The 21,569-nt window shown below is 52.3% G+C and carries 19 protein-coding genes, 1 rRNA gene, 1 pseudogene and 2 riboswitches; of the genes and pseudogenes, 18 read left to right on the forward strand and 3 right to left on the reverse strand.

Annotation, left to right across the window (positions count from 1 at the left end):
* Positions 1 to 306 precede the first annotated feature (306 nt).
* The 5 genes from rrf to tsaD all read left to right on the forward strand — a co-directional run bounded on the left by rrf (position 307) and on the right by tsaD (position 3,273).
* Positions 307 to 423: ribosomal RNA gene (gene rrf / locus DI44_RS14845) — 5S ribosomal RNA — on the forward strand.
* A gap of 232 nt (positions 424 to 655) precedes the next feature.
* Positions 656 to 1,114, forward strand: a complete 459-nt coding sequence (tsaE, locus tag DI44_RS14840; protein WP_011229745.1) for a tRNA (adenosine(37)-N6)-threonylcarbamoyltransferase complex ATPase subunit type 1 TsaE — start codon at positions 656 to 658, stop codon at positions 1,112 to 1,114.
* A complete protein-coding gene (gene tsaB, locus DI44_RS14835) occupies positions 1,111 to 1,851 on the forward strand; it encodes a tRNA (adenosine(37)-N6)-threonylcarbamoyltransferase complex dimerization subunit type 1 TsaB (RefSeq protein WP_011229746.1) in 741 nt (246 codons plus the stop codon). The genes tsaE and tsaB overlap by 4 nt, the downstream gene beginning before the upstream one ends.
* Positions 1,811 to 2,263, forward strand: coding sequence for a ribosomal protein S18-alanine N-acetyltransferase (rimI, locus tag DI44_RS14830; RefSeq protein WP_011229747.1), 453 nt, complete (start codon positions 1,811 to 1,813; stop codon positions 2,261 to 2,263). The genes tsaB and rimI overlap by 41 nt, the downstream gene beginning before the upstream one ends.
* Entirely contained in the window at positions 2,260 to 3,273 is a 1,014-nt protein-coding gene (gene tsaD / locus DI44_RS14825) for a tRNA (adenosine(37)-N6)-threonylcarbamoyltransferase complex transferase subunit TsaD (protein WP_013144049.1), read from the forward strand. Before rimI ends, tsaD begins: the two co-directional genes overlap by 4 nt.
* A gap of 321 nt (positions 3,274 to 3,594) precedes the next feature.
* On the opposite strand, the gene DI44_RS14815 is transcribed toward tsaD, so the two are convergent.
* Positions 3,595 to 5,520, reverse strand: coding sequence for an ABC-F family ATP-binding cassette domain-containing protein (locus DI44_RS14815; RefSeq protein WP_014194690.1), 1,926 nt, complete (start codon positions 5,518 to 5,520; stop codon positions 3,595 to 3,597).
* Between the two features lie 96 nt (positions 5,521 to 5,616).
* On the opposite strand from DI44_RS14815, the gene moaC reads away from it, so the two are divergent.
* The 4 genes from moaC to tatC are packed head-to-tail and all read left to right on the forward strand — an operon-like array spanning position 5,617 to position 7,696.
* The gene (moaC, locus tag DI44_RS14810; protein WP_011229750.1) at positions 5,617 to 6,105 is read left to right on the forward strand and encodes a cyclic pyranopterin monophosphate synthase MoaC; all 489 of its coding nucleotides are present in this window, start codon (positions 5,617 to 5,619) and stop codon (positions 6,103 to 6,105) included.
* A 15-nt stretch (positions 6,106 to 6,120) separates the two neighbouring features.
* The gene (locus DI44_RS14805; RefSeq protein ID WP_013144051.1) at positions 6,121 to 6,762 is read left to right on the forward strand and encodes a redox-sensing transcriptional repressor Rex; all 642 of its coding nucleotides are present in this window, start codon (positions 6,121 to 6,123) and stop codon (positions 6,760 to 6,762) included.
* Positions 6,763 to 6,779: 17 nt separating this feature from the next.
* Entirely contained in the window at positions 6,780 to 6,932 is a 153-nt protein-coding gene (tatA, locus tag DI44_RS14800; RefSeq protein WP_013144052.1) for a twin-arginine translocase TatA/TatE family subunit, read from the forward strand.
* A 20-nt stretch (positions 6,933 to 6,952) separates the two neighbouring features.
* On the forward strand, positions 6,953 to 7,696 hold the full coding sequence (gene tatC, locus DI44_RS14795) for a twin-arginine translocase subunit TatC (protein WP_014194692.1): 744 nt from the start codon (positions 6,953 to 6,955) through the stop codon (positions 7,694 to 7,696).
* A 183-nt stretch (positions 7,697 to 7,879) separates the two neighbouring features.
* Here the strand turns inward: tatC and DI44_RS14790 are convergent, their stop codons facing one another.
* The gene (locus DI44_RS14790; protein ID WP_033024542.1) at positions 7,880 to 8,059 is read right to left on the reverse strand and encodes a YdiK family protein; all 180 of its coding nucleotides are present in this window, start codon (positions 8,057 to 8,059) and stop codon (positions 7,880 to 7,882) included.
* Positions 8,056 to 8,790: a type II CAAX endopeptidase family protein gene (locus DI44_RS14785; RefSeq protein WP_033024544.1), complete on the reverse strand. Its 735-nt coding sequence runs from the start codon at positions 8,788 to 8,790 to the stop codon at positions 8,056 to 8,058. Before DI44_RS14785 ends, DI44_RS14790 begins: the two co-directional genes overlap by 4 nt.
* Before the next feature lie 355 nt (positions 8,791 to 9,145).
* On the opposite strand from DI44_RS14785, the gene groES reads away from it, so the two are divergent.
* The 9 genes and pseudogenes from groES to DI44_RS14740 all read left to right on the forward strand — a co-directional run.
* Positions 9,146 to 9,430: a co-chaperone GroES gene (gene groES / locus DI44_RS14780; RefSeq protein WP_013144057.1), complete on the forward strand. Its 285-nt coding sequence runs from the start codon at positions 9,146 to 9,148 to the stop codon at positions 9,428 to 9,430.
* Positions 9,431 to 9,534: 104 nt separating this feature from the next.
* Complete coding sequence (groL, locus tag DI44_RS14775) at positions 9,535 to 11,151, forward strand: chaperonin GroEL (RefSeq protein ID WP_011229758.1); 1,617 nt, start codon at positions 9,535 to 9,537, stop codon at positions 11,149 to 11,151.
* Between the two features lie 440 nt (positions 11,152 to 11,591).
* Entirely contained in the window at positions 11,592 to 12,962 is a 1,371-nt protein-coding gene (fumC, locus tag DI44_RS14770; protein ID WP_021322578.1) for a class II fumarate hydratase, read from the forward strand.
* A 189-nt stretch (positions 12,963 to 13,151) separates the two neighbouring features.
* Positions 13,152 to 14,108 (forward strand): MoxR family ATPase, encoded by a 957-nt coding sequence (locus tag DI44_RS14765; RefSeq protein ID WP_021322579.1) that lies wholly within the window; start codon positions 13,152 to 13,154, stop codon positions 14,106 to 14,108.
* Positions 14,109 to 14,113: 5 nt separating this feature from the next.
* Positions 14,114 to 15,295, forward strand: a complete 1,182-nt coding sequence (locus DI44_RS14760; protein ID WP_020754864.1) for a DUF58 domain-containing protein — start codon at positions 14,114 to 14,116, stop codon at positions 15,293 to 15,295.
* Positions 15,292 to 17,454: a transglutaminaseTgpA domain-containing protein gene (locus DI44_RS14755; protein WP_033024545.1), complete on the forward strand. Its 2,163-nt coding sequence runs from the start codon at positions 15,292 to 15,294 to the stop codon at positions 17,452 to 17,454. The genes DI44_RS14760 and DI44_RS14755 overlap by 4 nt, the downstream gene beginning before the upstream one ends.
* Before the next feature lie 40 nt (positions 17,455 to 17,494).
* Positions 17,495 to 17,596: riboswitch (purine riboswitch) on the forward strand.
* Positions 17,597 to 17,657: 61 nt separating this feature from the next.
* Positions 17,658 to 19,190 (forward strand): glutamine-hydrolyzing GMP synthase, encoded by a 1,533-nt coding sequence (guaA, locus tag DI44_RS14750; RefSeq protein WP_021322582.1) that lies wholly within the window; start codon positions 17,658 to 17,660, stop codon positions 19,188 to 19,190.
* Positions 19,191 to 19,278: 88 nt separating this feature from the next.
* A riboswitch (purine riboswitch) is annotated at positions 19,279 to 19,380 on the forward strand.
* A gap of 100 nt (positions 19,381 to 19,480) precedes the next feature.
* A complete protein-coding gene (locus DI44_RS14745) occupies positions 19,481 to 20,806 on the forward strand; it encodes an NCS2 family permease (protein WP_011229764.1) in 1,326 nt (441 codons plus the stop codon).
* An 85-nt stretch (positions 20,807 to 20,891) separates the two neighbouring features.
* Positions 20,892 to 21,266 (forward strand): annotated as a pseudogene (locus DI44_RS14740) (GNAT family protein); the annotation flags it as partial.
* Between the last annotated feature and the right edge of the window lie 303 nt (positions 21,267 to 21,569).

Here is a 21,569-nt window from a genome sequence, read left to right on the forward strand (position 1 = left end):
CGATCGAGGGCTTAACCTAGAAAAGCAGAAGCGCCGCGTTTAGCTCTCGAAGCCAAATGTTCTTCACCCGCAGGGGTGCTTGCACCCCGAGGGGGAAGGTTATTTGGCAGAAGAGAGCTAGGCGCTGGAACTGGACAGCAAGAAAAGTGGAGGCCGCCCGCTTATCGGCGAGCCGGAGCTGGACAATGCGAAAAGCGCAGGCGAGCGGCTTCTTCCGACGGTTATCTAGTTTTGAAGGAATGAATTTCCTTCTTGACATTGTTTGTTTTTCAAGTATAATAAATGATGTCAAAATCCAACCGCTTGCCTAGTGGCTATGGCGGAGGGGAAACACCCGTTCCCATCCCGAACACGGAAGTTAAGCCCTCCAGCGCCGATGGTAGTTGGGGCCAGCGCCCCTGCAAGAGTAGGTCGCTGCTAGGCAGCTTCATTCACCAGGGAGTTTCGACACGCCTCATTCCCTTTTTCTTTTTAGGGGCGATTGCGCAACAGGGCGATCTGTCAGCGAGCCAAAAGGCTGCGCGGGATCGTCCTTTTTGTTTTTCCCTTTCTCCTATGCCTATTTTTCGTTTTGGAAGTGGCGGCAAGATGTTCGGATATGATACAATTTCAAAAGCAAGAGTGAAGATGATAAAAGGGGATAAGGTAGAACAAAATGAAAAAAATTGAAATTTTGGTGCATTCTCCGGAAGAAACGAAGTCGGTGGCCCGCCGGCTGGCGGAACATCTTGAGCGGGGAATGGTCATCGCATTAGAAGGTGATCTCGGGGCGGGAAAGACGACGTTTACGAAAGGTCTTGCTGAAGGGCTGGGCATTACGCAAACGGTCAATAGCCCAACGTTTACGATTATTAAGCAATATGATGGTCGGCTTCCGCTTTATCATATGGATGTATACCGACTTGAAGATGAATGGGAAGATCTTGGATTTGACGAATATTTTGCTGGCGATGGTGTTACGGTTGTTGAATGGGCGCATTTGATCGCCGGCCAGTTGCCTGAGGAACGGCTGACCGTTTTCTTGTTTCATCGTGGCGGCGATGAGCGGTTGCTTCGCTTTGAGCCGTCGGGAGAGCGTTATGAACAGTTGTGCAAGGAGATTTTTCCGTCATGAAAGTATTGGGAATTGATACATCGAATATGCCGCTTGGCATTGCGTTGGTAGATGGTGATGTCGTGAAAGGGGAATTCATCACCAATGTGAAAAAAGACCATTCATCCCGGGCGATGCCAGCCATTGAGTTGTTGCTTCGACGATGTGACGTTGCTCCAAAAGATCTCGATTTAATCGTTGTAGCGAAAGGGCCGGGGTCGTATACCGGGGTGCGGATCGGCGTGACGATTGCGAAAACGCTTGCCTGGTCGCTCGGTATTCCGATCGCCGGAGTGTCGAGCCTTGAAGTGCTCGCCGCCAATGGCCGTTATTTTCCTGGGGTGATCGTTCCGCTGTTTGACGCACGGCGCGGACAAATTTACACCGGGCTTTATCGCTACGAAGGCGGTGCGCTCCGCTGTCTTGAGGAGGACCGGATTGTGGCGGCGGATGAGTGGGCGCGTCGGTTGAGCGAGCGGGAAGAGGATGTATTGTTCATTGGTGCGGATGCACCGCTATATCGTGATTTGTTTCGAAGTCATTTAGGCGAACGGGTTCACGTGGCCCCGCCGTCTTTGGCGTTGCCGCGTCCGAGCGAGTTGGTGATGCTCGGCAAACAAAAAGAGCGCGAGAACGCCCATGTGTTTGTGCCGAACTACCTCCGCCTTGCCGAGGCGGAGGCGAAATGGCTCGCGAAACAAAAAGGGGAACAGAACGATGGGGATCAATGTTCAATTTCGGCCAATGACCATTCATGACATTGATGAAGTCGTGCAAGTCGAGCGGGCATCGTTTACTTCGCCTTGGAGCCGTGAATCGTTTTACAACGAGCTCATGTACAACCGCTACGCCAAATATATCGTCATGGTGTACAACGGGCGGATCATCGGGTATGGTGGGATGTGGCTTGTCATCGATGAGGCGCATGTGACGAATGTAGCCGTGTTACCGCAGTTTCGTGGGCAAAAGCTTGGTGAAGCGCTCATGCGACGCTTGATGGACATGGCCAGGCAGCACGGGGCGGCGACGATGACGCTTGAGGTGCGCGTGTCCAATCATGTTGCCCAGTCGCTGTACCGAAAGCTAGGGTTTCGCAACGGAGGCATTCGCAAACGGTATTATCCGGATAACTTTGAAGACGCGTTAGTCATGTGGGTGAAGCTGAGATGAATGAGGACGTATATGTGTTAGGCATTGAAACGAGCTGCGATGAAACGGCGGCAGCAGTTGTGAAAAACGGAAGAGAGGTTTTATCGAATGTAGTGGCGTCGCAAATGGAAAGCCATCGGCGGTTTGGCGGCGTCGTGCCGGAAATTGCTTCCCGCCATCATGTGGAGCAAATTACGCTCGTTATTGAAGAAGCGATGCAGCAGGCCGGCGTATCGTTTGCGGGCCTTGATGCGGTGGCGGTGACGGCCGGACCGGGGCTTGTCGGAGCGCTTCTTGTCGGGGTCAACGCGGCGAAAGCGTTAGCGTTTGCCCATGGATTGCCGCTTATTGGGGTGCATCATATCGCCGGTCATATTTACGCCAATCAATTAGTGGCTGAAATGAAGTTTCCGCTGTTGGCGCTCGTCGTTTCCGGTGGTCATACGGAACTCGTGTTCATGAAGGAGCATGGGAATTTTGCGGTGATCGGTGAAACGCGCGATGACGCTGCCGGTGAGGCGTATGACAAGGTGGCGCGGGCTTTAGGCCTTCCGTACCCAGGAGGACCGCACATCGACCGGCTGGCTCATGAGGGAGAGCCAGTGATTGATTTGCCGCGAGCGTGGCTTGAGGAAGGTTCGTATGATTTCAGCTTCAGCGGCTTAAAATCGGCGGTTCTCAATGCGCTCCACAACGCGAAGCAGCGCGGCGAGGAGATCGATCCGAGACAGATGGCCGCGAGCTTTCAGGCCAGCGTCGTCGATGTGCTGGTGACGAAAACGGTGCAGGCCGCCAAAGAATACCGCGTACGGCAAGTGCTGCTCGCCGGGGGGGTGGCGGCCAACCGCGGGCTGCGGGCTGCACTGCAGGATAAAATGAAAGAGCTCCCCGATGTGGAGCTTGTCATCCCGCCGTTATCGCTATGCACCGATAATGCTGCGATGATTGCCGTTGCGGGAACAGTGTTATATCAACAAGGAAAGCGGGCTGATTTGGCGCTCAACGCCAATCCAAGCTTGCCGCTTGTCTAGGCAGTTGGCTGAAACGCGAAAGACACCGAAGGGCGATCCGTTTGCGGCAGGCAAACGGATCGTCCTTTTTGTTTTCATGTGAAAAAAGTTTGTGTATATTTTTATCCACAAATCTGTGGACAATGTGGAAAAAGCGGTAAAACATGATCAACATAAGAAAAACAATACACAGCGATTTTTGTGCAAAAGGAAGATGTTTTTTGTGGATAATGTGGAAAAGTTGGTGAATAACTTATATTCCATGGTGGAAATTGTGGATTCTTTTGTGGATAATGTGACTAACTAAAGAACAACCCGCCGAAACTAGAGGCGGGTTGTCGGTTATAGTGAAGTATAAAGCTGTTCCCATTCGGCCAATAACGTTTCGACTCGCTGCTTCCGCTCGTCGTTTTCTTGCGTCAATCGTTGCATCGTCTCATAGTCGCCGTAAACGGATGGATCACAAAGTTTTTGCTCGATCTCAGCGATTTGTGCTTCAAGCGCTGCAATCTCGGCTTCGATTTCATCCAAGCGGCGTTGGCGCTGGCGCCGTCGTTTTTTTTCCTCTTTTTCTTGCTCGTATGTCGTTTTGGCAGAATCACTTGCCGTTTCTGTCGGGCGGACGTTCAGGAGCGCCAATTCGCGCATTTCTTCTTTTTTGGCGATGTAGTAATCATAGTCGCCTAAGTATTCCGTTAGGCCTCCGCTGGAAAGTTCAAACACCTTTGTTGCGATTCGGTTGATGAAATAGCGGTCGTGGGAAACGAACAAAATCGTTCCCGGGTAGTCGATGAGCGCTTGCTCGAGCACTTCTTTGCTGTCGAGGTCTAGATGGTTTGTCGGTTCGTCCAAAAGAAGGACATTTGCTTTTTGCAACATCAGCTTGGCGAGCGCCAGGCGTGCTTTCTCCCCGCCGCTTAAAGCGGAGACCGGTTTTAAAACGTCATCGCCGGAAAACAGGAAGTTGCCGAGCACGGTGCGAATTTCTTTTTCTGTCTTTTCGGGGTAGGCGTCCCACAGCTCGTCAAGCACCCGTTTGTTCGATGACAAATCAGCTTGGTCTTGATCGTAATAGCCGATTTGGACGTTTGCGCCGTAGCGGAGCTCTCCTGTTTGGATAGGGAGTTTTCGGGCGATCGCCTTCAGCAATGTCGACTTGCCGATGCCGTTCGGCCCGACTAGGGCGACGCTTTCGCCGCGCGTGATGCGGAAGCTGATTTGGCGGATGATGGGTGCACCGTCGCCATAGCCAACGGCTATGTCTTCAGCGGTGAGCACTTCATAGCCGCTCGGTCGATCGATCGAGAACGAAAAGGAGGCTGATTTTTCATCGTCGACAGGCCGTTCGAGCCGTTCTATTTTTTCCAGTTGCTTTCGCCGGCTTTGCGCCCGTTTGGCCGTCGAGGCACGGGCGATGTTGCGCTGGATGAAGTCTTGGAGTCGGGCGATTTCTTCTTGCTGTTTCTCGTACCGTCTTAACTCTTGTTCGTATTGCTCGGCCCGCAACTCCAAATAGCGGCTGTAGTTGCCGGCATAGTGTTTGAGCGTGGCATTCGACAGTTCGTATACGTCGGTGACGATTTTGTCTAAAAAGTAGCGGTCGTGGGAAACAACCAGGACGGCACCGGGATAGGCTTGCAAGTACTGCTCCAGCCAGGCAAGCGTCTCAAGATCCAAATGGTTCGTCGGCTCGTCCAAAATCAATAAATCCGGCTTGGACAACAGCAATTTCCCAAGGGCAAGCCGCGTCCGCTGTCCGCCGCTTAACGACGAGACCGGCGTAGTTTTATAATCATATGAGGAAAACTGCAGCCCGTGCAAAACGGAGCGGATGTCGGCTTCGTATTGGTAGCCGCCTTGTTCTTTGTATTGTTCTTGCAGCTCGTCATACATTTTCAGCGTTTTTTCATAGCGAGCGGGATCGGCGAGTACGTCCGGGTCGCCGAGTTGCATGCTGAGTTCGGCGAGCTGTTTTTCGAGTCCTAGAAGCGGGGTGAATACCTCAAGCATTTCGTCCCAAATGGAACGCGGCGAGTCGAGCCCGCTGTTTTGCGCCAAATAGCCGATTTTGATATGGTTTGGTTTGATGATTTTGCCGCTGTCGAAAGAGAGTTCACCGGCGATGATTTTCAACAATGTCGATTTTCCCGCTCCGTTGCGGCCGACAAGGGCGATTCGGTCGCGGGACTGTATTTCTAGTTTTATATTCGATAAAATAAGGTCAGCACCGAAATATTTCGTGAGCCCGTGCACTTGCAAAATGATCATGTCCGTCACCTCGCGAATAGTTTAACGCAAGTCGCGAAAACGGTCAAAGACGAATGATGAAAAATCGTGTATAGTGTATAAATGGAGGAGATTGTATTGTCATCGTTCACTCATTTCAATGAACAAGGGCGCGCGAAAATGGTTGATATTACGCACAAAGAAGATACTGTGCGAGTGGCTGTGGCGCAAACGAGCGTGACTGTCAGCCGGGAAATTTACGAAAAAATGACGAGCAATGCGATCGAGAAAGGGGATGTGCTCGCCGTCGCTCAAGTGGCGGGGGTGATGGCGGCGAAGAAGACAGCTGACCTTATTCCAATGTGTCACCCGCTTATGTTAAAGGGTGTGGACATTGCTTTTGCTTGGGAAAACGATGGAGAAGCGCATAAGCTCGTCATCACGGCAACGGTGAAAACGAAAGGGAGCACAGGAGTGGAAATGGAAGCGCTGACGGCCGCTTCGGTCTGTGCGTTGACAGTGTACGATATGTGCAAGGCGCTTGATAAAGGAATGGTCATCGGTCCGACGTATTTGGTCGAAAAAACGGGCGGGAAGTCTGGCCATTACCGACGGAAAACCGATTAGCTAGGGGATGAGATCATGAGCAACGAACAACCGAAAATTCCGCAGGCAACCGCCAAACGGCTGCCGCTTTACTATCGGTTTTTGAAAAACTTGCACGCTTCCGGCAAGCAACGCGTCTCCTCTGCCGAGTTGAGCGAGGCGGTGAAAGTCGATCCGGCGACGATCCGCCGTGATTTCTCCTATTTTGGCGCGCTTGGCAAAAAGGGATACGGGTATAATGTCAATTATTTGTTGTCGTTTTTCCGCCGGACGCTTGAAGAGGATGAGGTGACCGAAGTCGCCTTGTTTGGCGTCGGCAATTTAGGCACCGCCTTTTTAAACTATAATTTTTCGAAAAACAACAATACGAAAATCGTGATGGCGTTTGATGTCGATGAGCGGAAAGTAGGGACGACAGTCGGCGGGGTGCCGGTCTATCATCTCGATGAGTTGGAGGAGCGGCTTCACGAAAACATCCCGGTCGCCATTTTAACCGTGCCGGCCGCCGCGGCTCAAGCGCTGACCGACCGCCTTGTCGCGCAAGGAATTAAAGGCATTTTAAACTTTACTCCGGCGCGGTTGAACGTGCCGAACCATATTCGCGTCCATCATATCGATTTAGCCATTGAGCTGCAGTCGCTCGTCTATTTTTTGAAAAACTATCCATCGCCATCGTAAAAAGGAGAGAAGAACACATGAAATATTTGTTGCTCGTTGCTGTGATTTTGTTGCTGTTTGGCACGAAAAAGCTGCCGGAATTAGGGCGGTCGTTCGGCCAGTCGCTTCGCGAGTTTAAAGACGCCACAAAAGGGCTCGCTGATGACGAAGAAACGAAAACCGACCGATGACAAGGCAGGATGGAGAAACAATGAATGACAAAGAAATGTCGGTGTATGAGCATCTGGGTGAACTGCGAAAACGGCTCATCATCGTGCTCATCTTTTTTGCTGCGGCGCTTGTCGTTAGTTTCTTTTTTGTCGATGATGTCATTTTGTATTTGCAGCGAACGGCCGAGGCGAAGCATTTGACCATGAACGCCTTCCGCCTCACCGATCCGATTAAAGTGTATTTTCAGTTTGCCTTTGTCATCGCGGCTGTACTGTCGGCTCCGGTGCTGTTGTATCAAATTTGGGCGTTTGTCAGCCCCGGTCTGTATGAAAAAGAGCGGAAAGTGACGTTAAGCTATATCCCGGCGTCGATCGTTCTTTTTTTAGCAGGCGTCAGCTTCGCTTATTTCGTCTTGTTTCCGTTTGTCGTTCGATTTATGAGCCGGCTGGCTGACCAACTAGGGGTTCAACAAATGATCGGCATTAATGAATATTTTCAGTTTTTGCTTCAGCTCGTGCTGCCGTTTGGCATCGTGTTTCAGCTGCCGATCGTCGTGTTGTTTTTCACCCGCTTAGGGCTTATTACGCCGCAGCTTCTTGTTCGCATCCGCAAGTATGCGTATTTAGCGCTGCTTATTTTAGCGGCGGTCATTACGCCGCCGGATGTGCTGTCGCAAGTGATCGTCATGATTCCGCTCACCATTTTGTATGAAGGAAGCATTTGGGTGGCGCGCATCGGCTATCGGAAAGCGCAGCGAGCAGTCGAGCAGGAAGGCAATGAGTGAGGCGGGACGAAAAACATTGAGAGGAAAGCGAGCAAGGCCGGGCCAAACGAAGGGGCTGTCTCAAAAGCCGCAAAACAGGGCTTTGAGGCCGGCCTCTTGTTTTTTTGTTTCCATTTTCACGATATGATCGCCGTCATGGGATTGATGTTCTGGTCCCTTCCCGCGCGAATCACGGGAAGGGGGTCAGCGTTTTGAGGCGAAAAGAAGGCGAAGGGCGGTGCCGAAATCAAAGGCAGCGAGCGCCGCTAAAGCGATGGTGGAGACGTTCCAAACCGTTTCATGAGCACTTTCGATGGCCAAATACGTAAACAGCAAGCCTAAGACGAAATACGGAAGCGAAAACAGCCGAGGGTTTCGCATCATAGCCAAACCCTCCAAACGGCGAGCGGCAGCTCGGACTGGCGCATCATTTTCTCAATCTCGTCGGCCAACAGCGTCTGCATGGCGACGACGAACGTATTCATGGCGACATGGGCGAAAATCGGTACGAAAATGCGTCCGGTTTTCGCGTATAAAAACGCGAATACCATCCCCATGGATGTGTACAGAAGCAAATGTTCCGGCTCCATATGGACAATGGCAAACAAGAGCGAACTGACAAGCGCAGCAAGCCAAAAGTTGTATTTTTCATAAAGCGAGCCGAAAATGATTTTGCGGAAGATGAGCTCTTCCAAAATCGGGCCGATGACGGAGGTGACGACGACCAACAGCGGCGTCAGGCGGATGATATCGATGATTTGCCTTGTATTTTCCGACCCTGGTTTGATGCCGAGCAGCCGCCATTCGATGTTGGCGGCGATGCTTTGGGCCGCGAGCGCCAAAAAGACGCCCAAGACCGCCCACATCCACGAGGAAGCGAGCGGCAGCCGCCGCATCATTCGTTCGTCGCGGTCACCGCGGAGCAGCCATAGGATAATGACAAAAGCGAGCAGGAAACTAATGATCGCCCAATACCCGGAAGCCAGTTTGGCGGCTTCGAGGCGGCTTTCCGCTCCTTGACCGACGCCGAGGGCGCGAAGAAGCGGCACGCCGACAAAGGCGGACAGCTGCATGACGATATACGTGATGATGACGTACCAGTGGTTGCGTTTCAAACCCTCTACCCCTTTTATTTCAAATTATATCCGTATTGTATCACATGTATGGCGAAAATAGTAAGAAAACTGCGCCCCCCAAGCCTGTCTCATCGCTGTAAAAAAATGGGCCGGTGCCGTTTATCGATTTTGGAAATGTGCAATAATGAAAAAGGGCTCCGCGCGGATGGGGAGTAGAGGCAAAACAACCGGCTCCTTTTGCTCTTTCTTCTTTAGGAGAGAAAAACAGTTATTTTTTTGCATTTCCTACTTGCAAAACTGAAAGAAGTTCATTAATATTATAAGTGTGTTAGCACTCAATAGTGATGAGTGCTAATAAGAACGGTGAAAACTATCGTTAAGGAGGTTGTTCCCCGTGTTGAAGCCATTAGGCGATCGTATTGTCATTGAAGTCGTGGAAACAGAAGAAAAAACGGCTAGCGGTATCGTTCTGCCGGATACGGCGAAAGAAAAACCGCAAGAAGGCCGCGTTGTTGCTGTCGGTGCAGGCCGCGTGCTCGATAACGGCCAACGCATCGCGCCGGAAGTCGAAGTTGGCGACCGCATTATCTTCTCGAAATATGCGGGCACAGAAGTGAAATACGACGGCAAAGAATACTTAATTTTGCGCGAAAGCGATATTTTGGCTGTCATCCGCTAATATATGCGTTCATCACATAAACATTCCGAAAACATACTGGGTACTTAATCGGATACTTAACTTGTGGCACGCAGTCCAACAATTTCATAAGGAGGTAACGGGGTATGGCAAAACAAATCAAGTTCAGTGAAGAAGCGCGCCGTGCGATGTTGCGCGGGGTGGACAAACTTGCAGACGCAGTGAAAGTCACATTAGGTCCGAAAGGCCGCAACGTCGTATTGGAGAAAAAATTCGGTTCGCCGCTCATCACGAATGACGGGGTAACGATCGCGAAAGAAATCGAGCTCGAAGATCCGTTTGAAAACATGGGCGCGAAATTGGTCGCTGAAGTCGCCAGCAAAACGAACGACATCGCTGGGGACGGTACAACAACCGCTACGGTATTGGCTCAAGCGATGATCCGCGAAGGCTTGAAAAACGTAGCAGCTGGTGCCAACCCGATGGGCATCCGTCGCGGTATCGAAAAAGCGGTTGCTGTTGCGGTTGAAGAATTGAAAGCCATCTCCAAACCGATTAAAGGAAAAGAGTCGATCGCCCAAGTTGCTGCGATCTCGGCTGCTGACGAAGAAGTCGGCCAATTGATCGCTGAAGCGATGGAACGCGTTGGCAATGATGGCGTTATCACGCTTGAAGAGTCGAAAGGCTTCACGACGGAACTCGACGTTGTCGAAGGGATGCAATTCGACCGCGGTTACGTTTCACCGTACATGATTACGGATACGGAAAAAATGGAAGCTGTCCTTGAAAATCCGTACATCCTCATCACGGACAAAAAAGTATCGAGCATTCAAGAACTGTTGCCGGTCTTAGAACAAGTCGTCCAACAAGGCCGTCCGCTCCTGATCATTGCGGAAGATGTTGAAGGCGAAGCATTGGCGACGCTTGTTGTCAACAAACTGCGCGGCACGTTCAATGCGGTTGCTGTCAAAGCGCCTGGCTTCGGCGATCGCCGCAAAGCGATGCTCGAAGACATTGCGATTTTGACAGGCGGCGAAGTGATCTCGGAAGAGCTTGGCCGTGAATTAAAATCGACGACGATCGCGTCGCTTGGTCGTGCGGCGAAAGTTGTTGTCACGAAAGAAACGACGACGATCGTCGAAGGCGCTGGCGATTCGGAGCGCATCAAAGCGCGCATCAACCAAATCCGTGCGCAGCTTGAAGAAACGACGTCCGAATTCGATCGCGAAAAACTGCAAGAACGCTTGGCGAAATTGGCTGGCGGCGTAGCGGTCATCAAAGTCGGTGCGGCAACAGAAACAGAATTGAAAGAACGCAAACTGCGCATCGAAGACGCGCTCAACTCGACTCGTGCGGCTGTTGAAGAAGGCATTGTCGCCGGCGGTGGCACGGCTCTCATGAACATCTACAACAAAGTCGCTGCCATCGAAGCGGAAGGCGATGAAGCAACCGGTGTGAAAATCGTATTGCGCGCGATCGAAGAACCGGTTCGTCAAATCGCGCAAAACGCTGGTCTGGAAGGCTCGATCATCGTTGAGCGCCTGAAAAACGAAAAACCGGGCATCGGCTTCAATGCGGCAACAGGTGAATGGGTCGACATGATCGAAGCTGGTATCGTTGACCCGACGAAAGTCACTCGTTCGGCGCTGCAAAACGCTGCATCTGTCGCCGCAATGGTCTTGACGACAGAAGCGGTCGTTGCCGACAAACCGGAAGAAAACAAAGGCAACAACAACATGCCGGATATGGGCGGCATGATGTAATCCGCCTAGCGAAACAAAGAACACTGGGAGTAATCCCGGTGTTCTTTTTCTTTTTGCCGCTGGGCAGTAGTCAAATTGAACGTGAAGCTTTGCACTCGGGGCGGCAGGATGGAGCTTGAGTTCTTTGACGAGCAGCGGCGGGGCCGCAGCATCAGCAACCACTCCGCGGCGGCCTGTCGACCACGTATAAATCCCGAGCCGGTGGTCGACCGTTTCGCTGTTGATAGTCAACGTTAATGTAGGCAGCTTGATATCACCGAATGAACAGTCGGAAAGCCATAGAAGAAGCAAAATAAGAAGCGGGGCCCATCGTTTCTTCATTGTCGAACCATTCCCCTTTTTTGAATATAGGCGTCTTTTTAGCCGCTTCGTTGCGTTGATCCGGCTGAAAATGGGAATAAAAATGTAATGGGGATGTCGATGCAAAGGAGGACAACGCAATGAACGAACGAATCGAACGCGACTCGCTCGGCGAGGTGCGGGTGCCGGCCGATAAATACTGGGGGGCGCAGACGGAGCGGAGCCGGCAAAACTTCCGCATCGGCAAAGAAACGATGCCGCTTGAACTCATTTACGCCTATGCCGAGTTGAAAAAAGCGGCGGCCATCGTCAACCATAGAGCCGGGAAACTGAGCGAAGCGAAGCAGCGGGCGATTGTGGCCGCGTGCGAGGAAATTTTGGCGGGCCAATGGGATGACCATTTTCCGCTCGTCGTCTGGCAGACGGGAAGTGGGACGCAGACGAACATGAACGTCAATGAAGTCGTGGCGAGACGGGCGAGCGAGCTGCTGGATGAGGGGGAAGGGCGCATTCACCCGAACGATGATGTGAACATGTCGCAAAGCTCGAACGACACATTCCCAACTGTGATGCATATCGCGATCTTCACGAAGATCCAAACGCACCTCCTGCCAGCGCTTGATGGCTTGATCGGGACATTCGCGACCAAAGAACGCCAATATGGGAAGACGATCAAAATCGGGCGCACCCACTTGCAAGATGCGACGCCGCTCACATTTGGACAAGAGATTTCCGGCTGGCGGGCGATGCTTGATAAAAGCAAGGCGATGATCATAGAGGCGAGTGAGAAGCTGCTTGATTTGGCGATCGGCGGCACGGCGGTTGGCACCGGAATCAATGCGCCGCCGGGATTTGGCGAGCAAGTGGCCGAGCAGCTAAAAACGCAGACGGGCTATCCGTTCCGTTCGTCAACCAATAAATTCCATGCACTGACAAGCCATGATGAGATCGTGTATGTCCACGGAGCGTTGAAAGCGCTCGCCGCCGATTTGATGAAAATCGCCAACGATATCCGCTGGCTGGCGAGCGGGCCGCGCTCCGGGCTCGGGGAGATCACGATTCCAGCCAATGAACCCGGAAGCTCGATCATGCCGGGGAAAGTGAATCCGACGCAAAGCGAAGCGATGACGATGGTCGCTGTGCAAGTGTTCGGCAATGACGCCACGATCGGCTTTGCGGCGAGCCAAGGCAACTTCCAATTAAATGTGTTCAAGCCGGTCATCGCCTATAACGCCATTCAGTCCGTGCAGCTGCTCGGCGATGTGATCCGCTCGTTTGATGAACGGTGCGCCCAAGGGCTGGAGGCGAACGAAGCGAAAATGAAAGAATACGTGGACCGCTCACTCATGCTCGTGACGGCGTTGAGCCCGCATATCGGCTACGACCGGGCGGCGGAAATCGCCAAGCTCGCCCATCGCGAAGGGTTGACGCTCAAGGAAGCGGCGTTGAAAACCGGGTATGTCACGGCGGAGCAGTACGAGGAATGGGTGAGACCGGAGAAGATGATTTAAGGGAAAAGCGCTCATCCCGCTTCCGTGGGATGGGCGTTTTCATTTTTGATTTCTCCCTTTTTTCTCCTTCCCCCTTTGTTGCAAATCCATTCCAAAAGTTGTGTATATTCGATATTATATTAATAGTAGAAACTAGATAGTTCCTACCCCTAAAAGTCCCATTGATCACCATAAAAGGAGTTTGATGTCATGACGATCAACGAGCCGTTGCTTTCCCCGCTTGAGCAAGTTGTCCGCAATATTGAACAAGTCATTGTCGGAAAACGCAATGTCATTGTGCTCAGTTTAACAGCGCTGTTGGCCAAAGGACACGTATTGCTTGAAGATGTGCCCGGCGTCGGCAAGACGATGTTGGTGCGTGCGCTGGCGAAATCGTTCAACGTGGAGCTGAAGCGCATTCAGTTTACGCCGGATTTGCTGCCGAGCGATGTGATCGGCGTTTCCGTCTACAATCCGAAAACACAGCAATTTGAGTATAAACCCGGACCGATTGTCGCCCACATCGTGCTCGCGGACGAGATCAACCGGACGTCTCCGAAAACGCAATCGGCGCTCCTGGAAGCGATGGAAGAAGGAAGCGTGACTGTTGACGGCGTCACCCGGGCGCTGCCGCAGCCGTTTTTGGTGATGGCGACGCAAAATCCGATTGAATATGAAGGAACGTATCCGCTCCCCGAGGCCCAGCTTGACCGGTTTTTAGTGAAACTGCACATGGGCTATCCGTCTCCCGATGAGGAAATCGAAATGTTAAACCGTCTCGAAAAAGCGGCGCCGCTGGCGGAGATCGGCCCGGTGATGTCGCTTGATGAATTGCTTGCGTTGCAACGAAAGGTAGCCGACGTGCATGTGAGCGATACCGTGAAACGATATATCGTCGATCTCATCCAGCAAAGCCGTGTGCACGAAGCGGTCTATTTGGGCGTCAGCCCGCGCGGGGCCGCCGCTTTGATGAAGGCGGCGCAGGCGTACGCGTTCATCCATGGCCGTGATTTTGTCATCCCCGATGATGTGCAGCACCTTGCTCCCTATGTGCTGGCTCATCGCCTGCTTATTCGCCCGGAAGCGAAATGGGACAAGCTTGATGCTGAAATGGTCGTCAGTCAGCTTGTTTCCCGTACGCCGGTGCCGGTGCAAGGGCGGAGATAAAAGCGATGAACGCGAAGCGAATGAAGAAGGGGAGGCGTTGGCTCCCGCTTATTGGATTGTTGCTGTTGACCGCCATCTTGTTTTCCTACGCCATGTTTCAAGGCGGATTTGTCAGCTGGTTTTTGTTTTACAGCTTTTTGCCGTTTGGACTGCATGCGTTTGCCGTCGCCTTGTATCCGCTCAGACGCGCTGCGGTGATTCGAACCGTGCCGGCGCGGCGCTACCATGCGGGTGAATCGATTCCGGTGATGGTTCGTATCGAGTTGCCGTGGGCGGTTCCGCTGGCGGCGCTTGCTGTTGCTGAGGAAGGGTGGAAGCACGGAGGAGAGATGATTGCGATTGCTTGGCCGTTTCGCCGCCATCTTTCCTGTACATGGCCGCTTTCCTTGCCGCGCGGCCGTCATCAATTGGAAGCTGTTCGCTTGGAAGCGCGCGATGTCTTTGGCTGGGTGAACAAAACGGCATCGTTTTATGCCCCGTGCACGGTCATCGTCTATCCACGTTATATCGAATGGCCGCCTGAGATGGTGCGCGAATGGTTTGCCCAAGGAAAAGCTGCGCGCACGCTTGCCTATCGCCGCGATATGGCCGTGGCGGCCGGCGCCCGTGAATACGTGCCTGGGGACAAAATGTCGTGGGTGCATTGGAAGGCGTCAGCGCGCAGACAGGAACTGATGACCAAAGAGTTTGATGAACAGCGCAATGACGATTGGATCGTTGTGCTCGACGGCGCCGCGTCTCCATGGTTTGAGGAGCTTGTCACGTTAGCGGCTTCCGTATCGAAGGCGTTGATAGATGAAGGGGTGCCGGTCGGGATGCTCGTTGCTGGAAAAGAGCGTTCTTTCTTAGCGCCGCGCCGCCATGACGGACAGTGGCAGTCGATTCTTCTCCGGTTGGCGGAAGTGGACGTCGGCGGCCAAGAGCCGCTCGCGCATGTTTTAGCTGAGGAGGCGAACTGGAGGACGGCTGCTGGTTGCATCATTGTGACGTCCGCGTTGTCCGCCCAGTTGGCCGGGCAGCTGCGAGCAATGGCGCCAAAACGCCATATTGTTCTGTATGTTGTCAACCGTGAATGGGGAGAGGATGAGCGGAATTGGGCGGACAGGCTTCGCCGCAGCGGAGTGTACGTATCGCGCATTGACCCGCAGGCGTTGCAAACCGTCCGGCAAGGAGGAGGAGACGGATGAGACCGTTAGGGGCAAACATGTTATCTACCGTGCTGTCTAACGCCCTAGCCGCTTGGCTGCTCACGGAATGGCTTTGGCCGTTAGAGGCCGTCACCGATACAGCGCATATAGGCGTGTTTGTATCATTTGTCGCCCTTTGTTTCGGACTTCATTTGCTCCGTGTTCCCATATGGCTTTCCGCGCTCGGGAAAATGGTTTATATATGGTGGGCGCTTTCTCGTCTATTTTCTTTTGCTTCGATCGCCGCTTTGCCTCATGCGCTTTGGCGGGATAGCACCGTCTGGTTGTTGGGCGACCGGTCTTCTATGCCGGGTGATGCGCTGCGCACCTTTGTCTTTTTTCTGCTGTTATGGGCCGTTTCGTTCCTGTTGCATTGGCTTATTGTACGGCGGAATCGGTGGTTTGTCCCATACGCGTTGACAGTTGGGTATATCGCTGTGCTTGATACGTTTCTGCCATATAGCGGCAACGGGGCGATCCTTCGTCTTGTTGCGCTCGGCTTTTTTGCCTTCGTTTGGCTCCAGGGCGAAGAGCTGCAGGCAAAAGCGCCGTCTTTTCGCATCGGAAAGTGGCGGGCGGCCGCTCTATTCATTCCTGCCGTCGCTCTTGCGGTTGGGTATGCGGGTCCGAAGCTGCCGCCGCAATGGCCGGATCCGGTGGCGTTTATCCGCAGCTATCACGCCCAGCCGGAAGAAACGAACGATGACTCACCTTCTCCTGGTGTGGCAAAAGTGGGATATGGGCAAAATGATTCCCGCCTCGGCGGGCCGTTTATTGCTGATGATGCCGTCGTTTTCATTGCCAAAGACCAAGGCCGTCATTATTGGCGCGTCGAAACGAAAGACATTTACACGGGAAAAGGGTGGGAAGCGTTTCAAAGCGAACAAGTCCAGTCGTTTGGAAACGGTGAGCTGATTAGGTATGAATGGTGGAGCGACAAAGTCAAGACGGTCGAGCAGACGGCGGAAATCACCCGCCAAGACCAGGCGTTTCATCTCGTCTATCCGCTCGGCTTGCAACAGGTGCAAACGTCTGACCATATCGTCTACCGCATGCATATGGCGACGGAAAAAATTTATACGAGCGATCAAAACGCCAACGCGCTTCCGATCCGTCAGTATATGCTGACGTATATGGAGCCAGATTTTCCGATTGAGGCATTGCGCGCCGCTCCTCCTGTCCAAGACCCGCCCTTTTTGAAACGTTATACGCAATTGCCAGAGACGCTTCCGCAGCGGGTTCGCGAGTTGGCGAAGCAAATTACTGATGGAAAAGAAACCGTGTACGACAAGGTAAAAGCGATCGAGCAATACTTCCATCTGAACGGATACACGTACGAAACGACGGACGTCGCTGTTCCCGGGCCTGATCAAGATTACGTCGACCAGTTTTTATTTGAGACGAAGCAAGGGTATTGCGACAATTTTTCCACCTCGATGGCGGTGCTCGTCCGCACACTGGGCATTCCAGCGCGCTGGGTGAAAGGGTACACATCCGGACGGTTGGTTGGGGAACAAGACGGGCAATCGGTTTATGAAGTGCGCAACAACGACGCCCATTCATGGGTCGAAGTGTATTTTGAAGGCATCGGCTGGGTGCCATTTGAACCGACGCAAGGGTTTGTCAATCCATATGCGTTCTCGCTTGCCGCTTCGAATCCAGAGGAGCCAGAACCACAGCTGCAGCCGGAAGAACGGGAAACGCCGCGTGTGCCGCTCGATCAATTACTTGAGCAACCTTCGACGGCACAGGGGGAGCATTGGTGGGAGAAGCTGGCGGATGTTTGGTCGTGGAAAATGGGGTTGACCACGCTGGTCGTGTTGGCCGTGTTGGGCGGAGCGGCCTATGCGACAAGGCGGAAATGGTGGCCGCGCTTTACGCTGTTTCGGTTCCGCCGCCGGAAACTCGATGGGGCCGCCTGGCTCATTTCTGCGTACGGGGCGCTTCTTCGCCATTTGCAAGATTATGGACTTAAGCGTCGGCCGCATGAAACGCTGCGTCAATACGCCGCCGAAGTGGATCGCCTGTTTGAAACAGATGAAATGAATCGGTTGACGAAACTATATGAACGCGCCGTATACGGAACGGGAATCAAGGAAGCCAATGTCCGTGAAGCGGTGGAATTGTGGGAAAATTTAATAAAAAGGACGATCTCTTGACCGTATGCTGGCAAGTTGATAGAATGAACTCAAATTTGCATACGGATAGACGAAAGCCCTTCATATAAGCGCAAGAATATGGCTTGCGCGTCTCTACCGGGCCGCCGTAAACGGCCCGACTATGAAGGCAGAAGACGCTGCTATTCTGCCTTCATCCATGTTTTGGGCAATGGCAGCGTTATTTTTTTGACGGGGTGGAAAACATGAACCAAGAAATGATCGTCGTCTTGGACTTTGGCAGTCAATATAACCAGCTGATTACCCGCCGCATCCGAGAGTTTGGTGTCTACAGCGAACTGCATCCGCACACGATCCGTGCTGAGGAAATTCGTGCGCTGAACGCCAAAGGAATCATTTTCTCGGGCGGTCCAAACAGCGTGTATGATGAACGAGCGTTTACATGCGACCCAGCGATTTTTGAGCTGGGGCTGCCGATTTTAGGGATTTGCTACGGGATGCAGCTGATGGCGCACCATTTAGGAGGTAAGGTGGAAAAAGCGACGCACCGTGAATACGGCAAAGCGCTCATCCAAGTGAAAAACGATTCTTTGCTTTTTCATGGTTTGCCGGACGAGCAAGTCGTTTGGATGAGCCACGGCGATTTGGTGACCGCTCCGCCTGACGGCTTTGTCGTAGATGCCACAAGCCCTTCCTGCCCGATCGCAGCGATGAGCGATGAACGGCGGAAGTGGTATGGAGTGCAGTTTCATCCCGAAGTGCGCCACTCGGTCTACGGCAACGATTTGTTGAAGAAGTTTGTTTTCGATGTATGCGGCTGCCGGGGCGACTGGACGATGGAAAACTTCATCGATGAGCAGGTGCGTCGCATCCGCGAACAAGTGGGCGAAAAAAGAGTGTTGTGCGCCTTAAGCGGCGGGGTTGACTCGTCGGTTGCGGCTGTATTGGTGCACCGCGCCATTGGCGATCAACTTACTTGTATTTTCGTCGACCATGGCCTTTTGCGCAAAGGTGAAGCCGAAAGCGTCATGAAGACGTTCCGTGAGCAGTTCCAAATGAATGTCATTAAAGTTGATGCGAAAGACCGCTTTTTGGCGAAACTCAAAGGGGTTACGGACCCGGAACAAAAGCGGAAAATCATCGGCAACGAGTTTATTTACGTATTTGACGACGAGGCGGCCAAGCTTGAAGGCATTGAATTTTTGGTGCAAGGCACGCTCTATACCGACATTATCGAAAGCGGCACGGCGACGGCGCAAACGATCAAATCGCATCATAATGTCGGCGGTTTGCCGGAAGATATGAAATTCGAACTGATCGAACCGCTCAATACGCTGTTTAAAGACGAAGTGCGTGCACTCGGCACGCAACTAGGAATCCCAGACGAAATCGTCTGGCGGCAGCCGTTCCCGGGGCCAGGGCTTGGCATCCGTGTTCTTGGAGAAGTGACGGAAGAAAAATTGGAAATCGTTCGCGAATCAGACGCCATTTTGCGCGAAGAAGTGAAAAAAGCTGGGTTGGACCGCGAAATTTGGCAATACTTTACCGTCCTTCCCGACATTCGCAGCGTTGGGGTGATGGGGGATGCCCGCACGTACGATTATACGGTGGCCATCCGCGCGGTGACCTCGATTGACGGGATGACCGCCGATTGGGCGCGCATCCCGTGGGATGTGCTCGAGCGGATTTCAACGCGCATCGTCAATGAGGTGCCGCATGTCAACCGCGTCGTCTACGATATTACAAGCAAGCCTCCGGCAACGATCGAGTGGGAATAAAAACGAACAAAAGACGAACATTTCCAAAGAAATGTTCGTCTTTTTTCTTGACAGGTCATCTTCAGGCTGATACAATAGCCGTGGAATCATGAATATTGTTGAATTCCGTCGTATAATCCCGGGAATATGGCTCGGGAGTTTCTACCAAGCTACCGTAAATAGCTTGACTACGAGGGATGCGGGATCGGAGAGTGCTTGTTTGTCCTCTCTCTGTTCGTCATTCCTTCCTAGTCAACGCTTCTGGTAGCTGCTAGAAGCGTTTTTTATTTTATGTATAGGAGGGGGCAGACGTGAGAAAGTACTTCCAGTTTGATGAGCTCGGCACGAACTATCGAACGGAGATTATCGCCGGGCTGACGACGTTTTTGTCGATGGCGTACATTTTGTTCGTCAACCCATTTACCTTGTCGTTAGGGGCTGTGAAAGATTTTCCTGATGAACTGCGCATTGACCAAGGCGCCGTGTTTGTCGCCACGGCTTTGGCAGCGGCGTACGGATCGATTTTGATGGGAGTGTTGGCCCGCTATCCAATCGCCTTGGCGCCTGGGATGGGGCTGAATGCCTTTTTCGCCTTCACCGTCGTGCTGCATATGGGCATTCCGTGGCAAACAGCGCTGGCAGGAGTGTTTGTTTCCGGCATCATTTTTACGATTTTATCGCTCACCGGCATTCGGGAAAAAATTATCGATGCCATCCCGGTTGAACTGAAATATGCAGTCAGCGCCGGAATTGGGCTGTTCATCACGTTCATCGGCTTGCAAAACGCTGGAATTATTGTCGATAACAAAGCAACGCTCGTCGGATTAAGTTCGTTGAAAGACGGCAATACACTGTTGGCCATTTTTGGATTGTTCATTACTGTTGTTTTGATGGTAAGAAAAGTAAACGGCGGCGTCTTTTACGGCATGGTCATTACCGCGATTGTCGGCATGATTTTCGGTTTGATCAAAGTGCCGCATCAAATTGTCGGCGCTATTCCGGACATTTCACCAACCTTCGGTGTAGCGATCAAGCATTTGCCGGACATTTTCTCGTGGAAAATGCTCGGTGTTGTCTTAACGTTCTTTATTGTCGACTTTTTCGATGCGACCGGGACGCTCTTGGCTGTCGCCAACCAAGCCGGGTTGTTGAAAAACAATAAACTGCCGCGCGCCGGCAAAGCGCTGCTTGTCGATGCGACAGCGGTGATGGTTGGGGCGGTGTTCGGCACATCGACAACGACGTCGTACATCGAATCGTCAGCCGGCGTCGCCGCTGGAGGGCGCTCAGGGTTTTCCGCGGTCGTGACGGGGATTTTGTTCTTGCTGGCGTTGTTCTTCTCGCCGCTGTTAAGCGTCATTACCGCACCGGTCACCGCGCCAGCGCTCATCATCGTCGGGGTATTAATGGCCTCGTCGATCGGCGAAATTGACTGGAAGAAGTTCGAAGTCGCTGTACCGGCATTCTTCACGCTCATCACGATGCCGCTTTCCTACAGCATCGCCACTGGGATTGCCGTTGGCTTCATCTTCTACCCGATCACGATGATTTTAAAAGGCCGCGGCAAAGACGTGCATCCGCTGTTGTATGTGCTGTTTGTCGTTTTTATTTGTTACTTCGTCTTTTTGCGGGAATAGTAACGGAGACGCAAGACTGTTCCAAAAGGCAGTTTGGATAGCCTTTCGGAGCAGTCTTTTTTGTATGTCCTAAAAGGTCGGTCAAGGATTGCGGAAATTTGCTGCTGGCAATGGTTTTGAGGCAGGGATTTGGCATCGTGGCCAATTGGCCGGTGTCATTGGAATTCATTATATTGATCGAGTGAATCGAAAAACGAGCATTGGCTACTGGCTTGGCGAATCGTTTCAAGGAATGGGATTGATGACGAAAGCATGCAAGGCGTGCATTGACTATTTGTTGGTTGAACAGGGGATGAATCGTGTCGAAATCCGCTGTGCGGTAGAAAATCAACGGAGCAGAGCGATTCCTGAACGGCTGGGATTTACGAATGAAGGGACGATTCGAGATGCGGAGTGGCTTTACGATCATTTTGTTGACCATGTTGTGTACGGGATGTTAGCAAGAGAGTGGAAGAGATAAGAACAAAGCGGTTTTGATTTGAAAGAAAAAATCTTGAATGAACAGTTGACACATCAAAACAGAGGTGCTATATTAATAAAGCCGTTTCGGTGCGGCGAAAAAAGCAAAAAATGTGTTGACAAAAACAAAAAAAGGTGATATATTATAAGAGTCGCTTTTGAGGAGGCGAATTCCTCGAACAAAGAAAGAATAGCTCGTTCCTTGAAAACTGAACGAAACGAAGCGCGAAAGAAAAGCTGAGGCCGTTTAGCGCCTTTGGTGCTGCGGTTGAAGCAAAAAGCCAATCAACTTTCTTTGGAGAGT

It is taken from the genome of Geobacillus sp. CAMR5420 (genome assembly GCF_000691465.1).
GTDB lineage: Bacteria > Bacillota > Bacilli > Bacillales > Anoxybacillaceae > Geobacillus > Geobacillus thermoleovorans.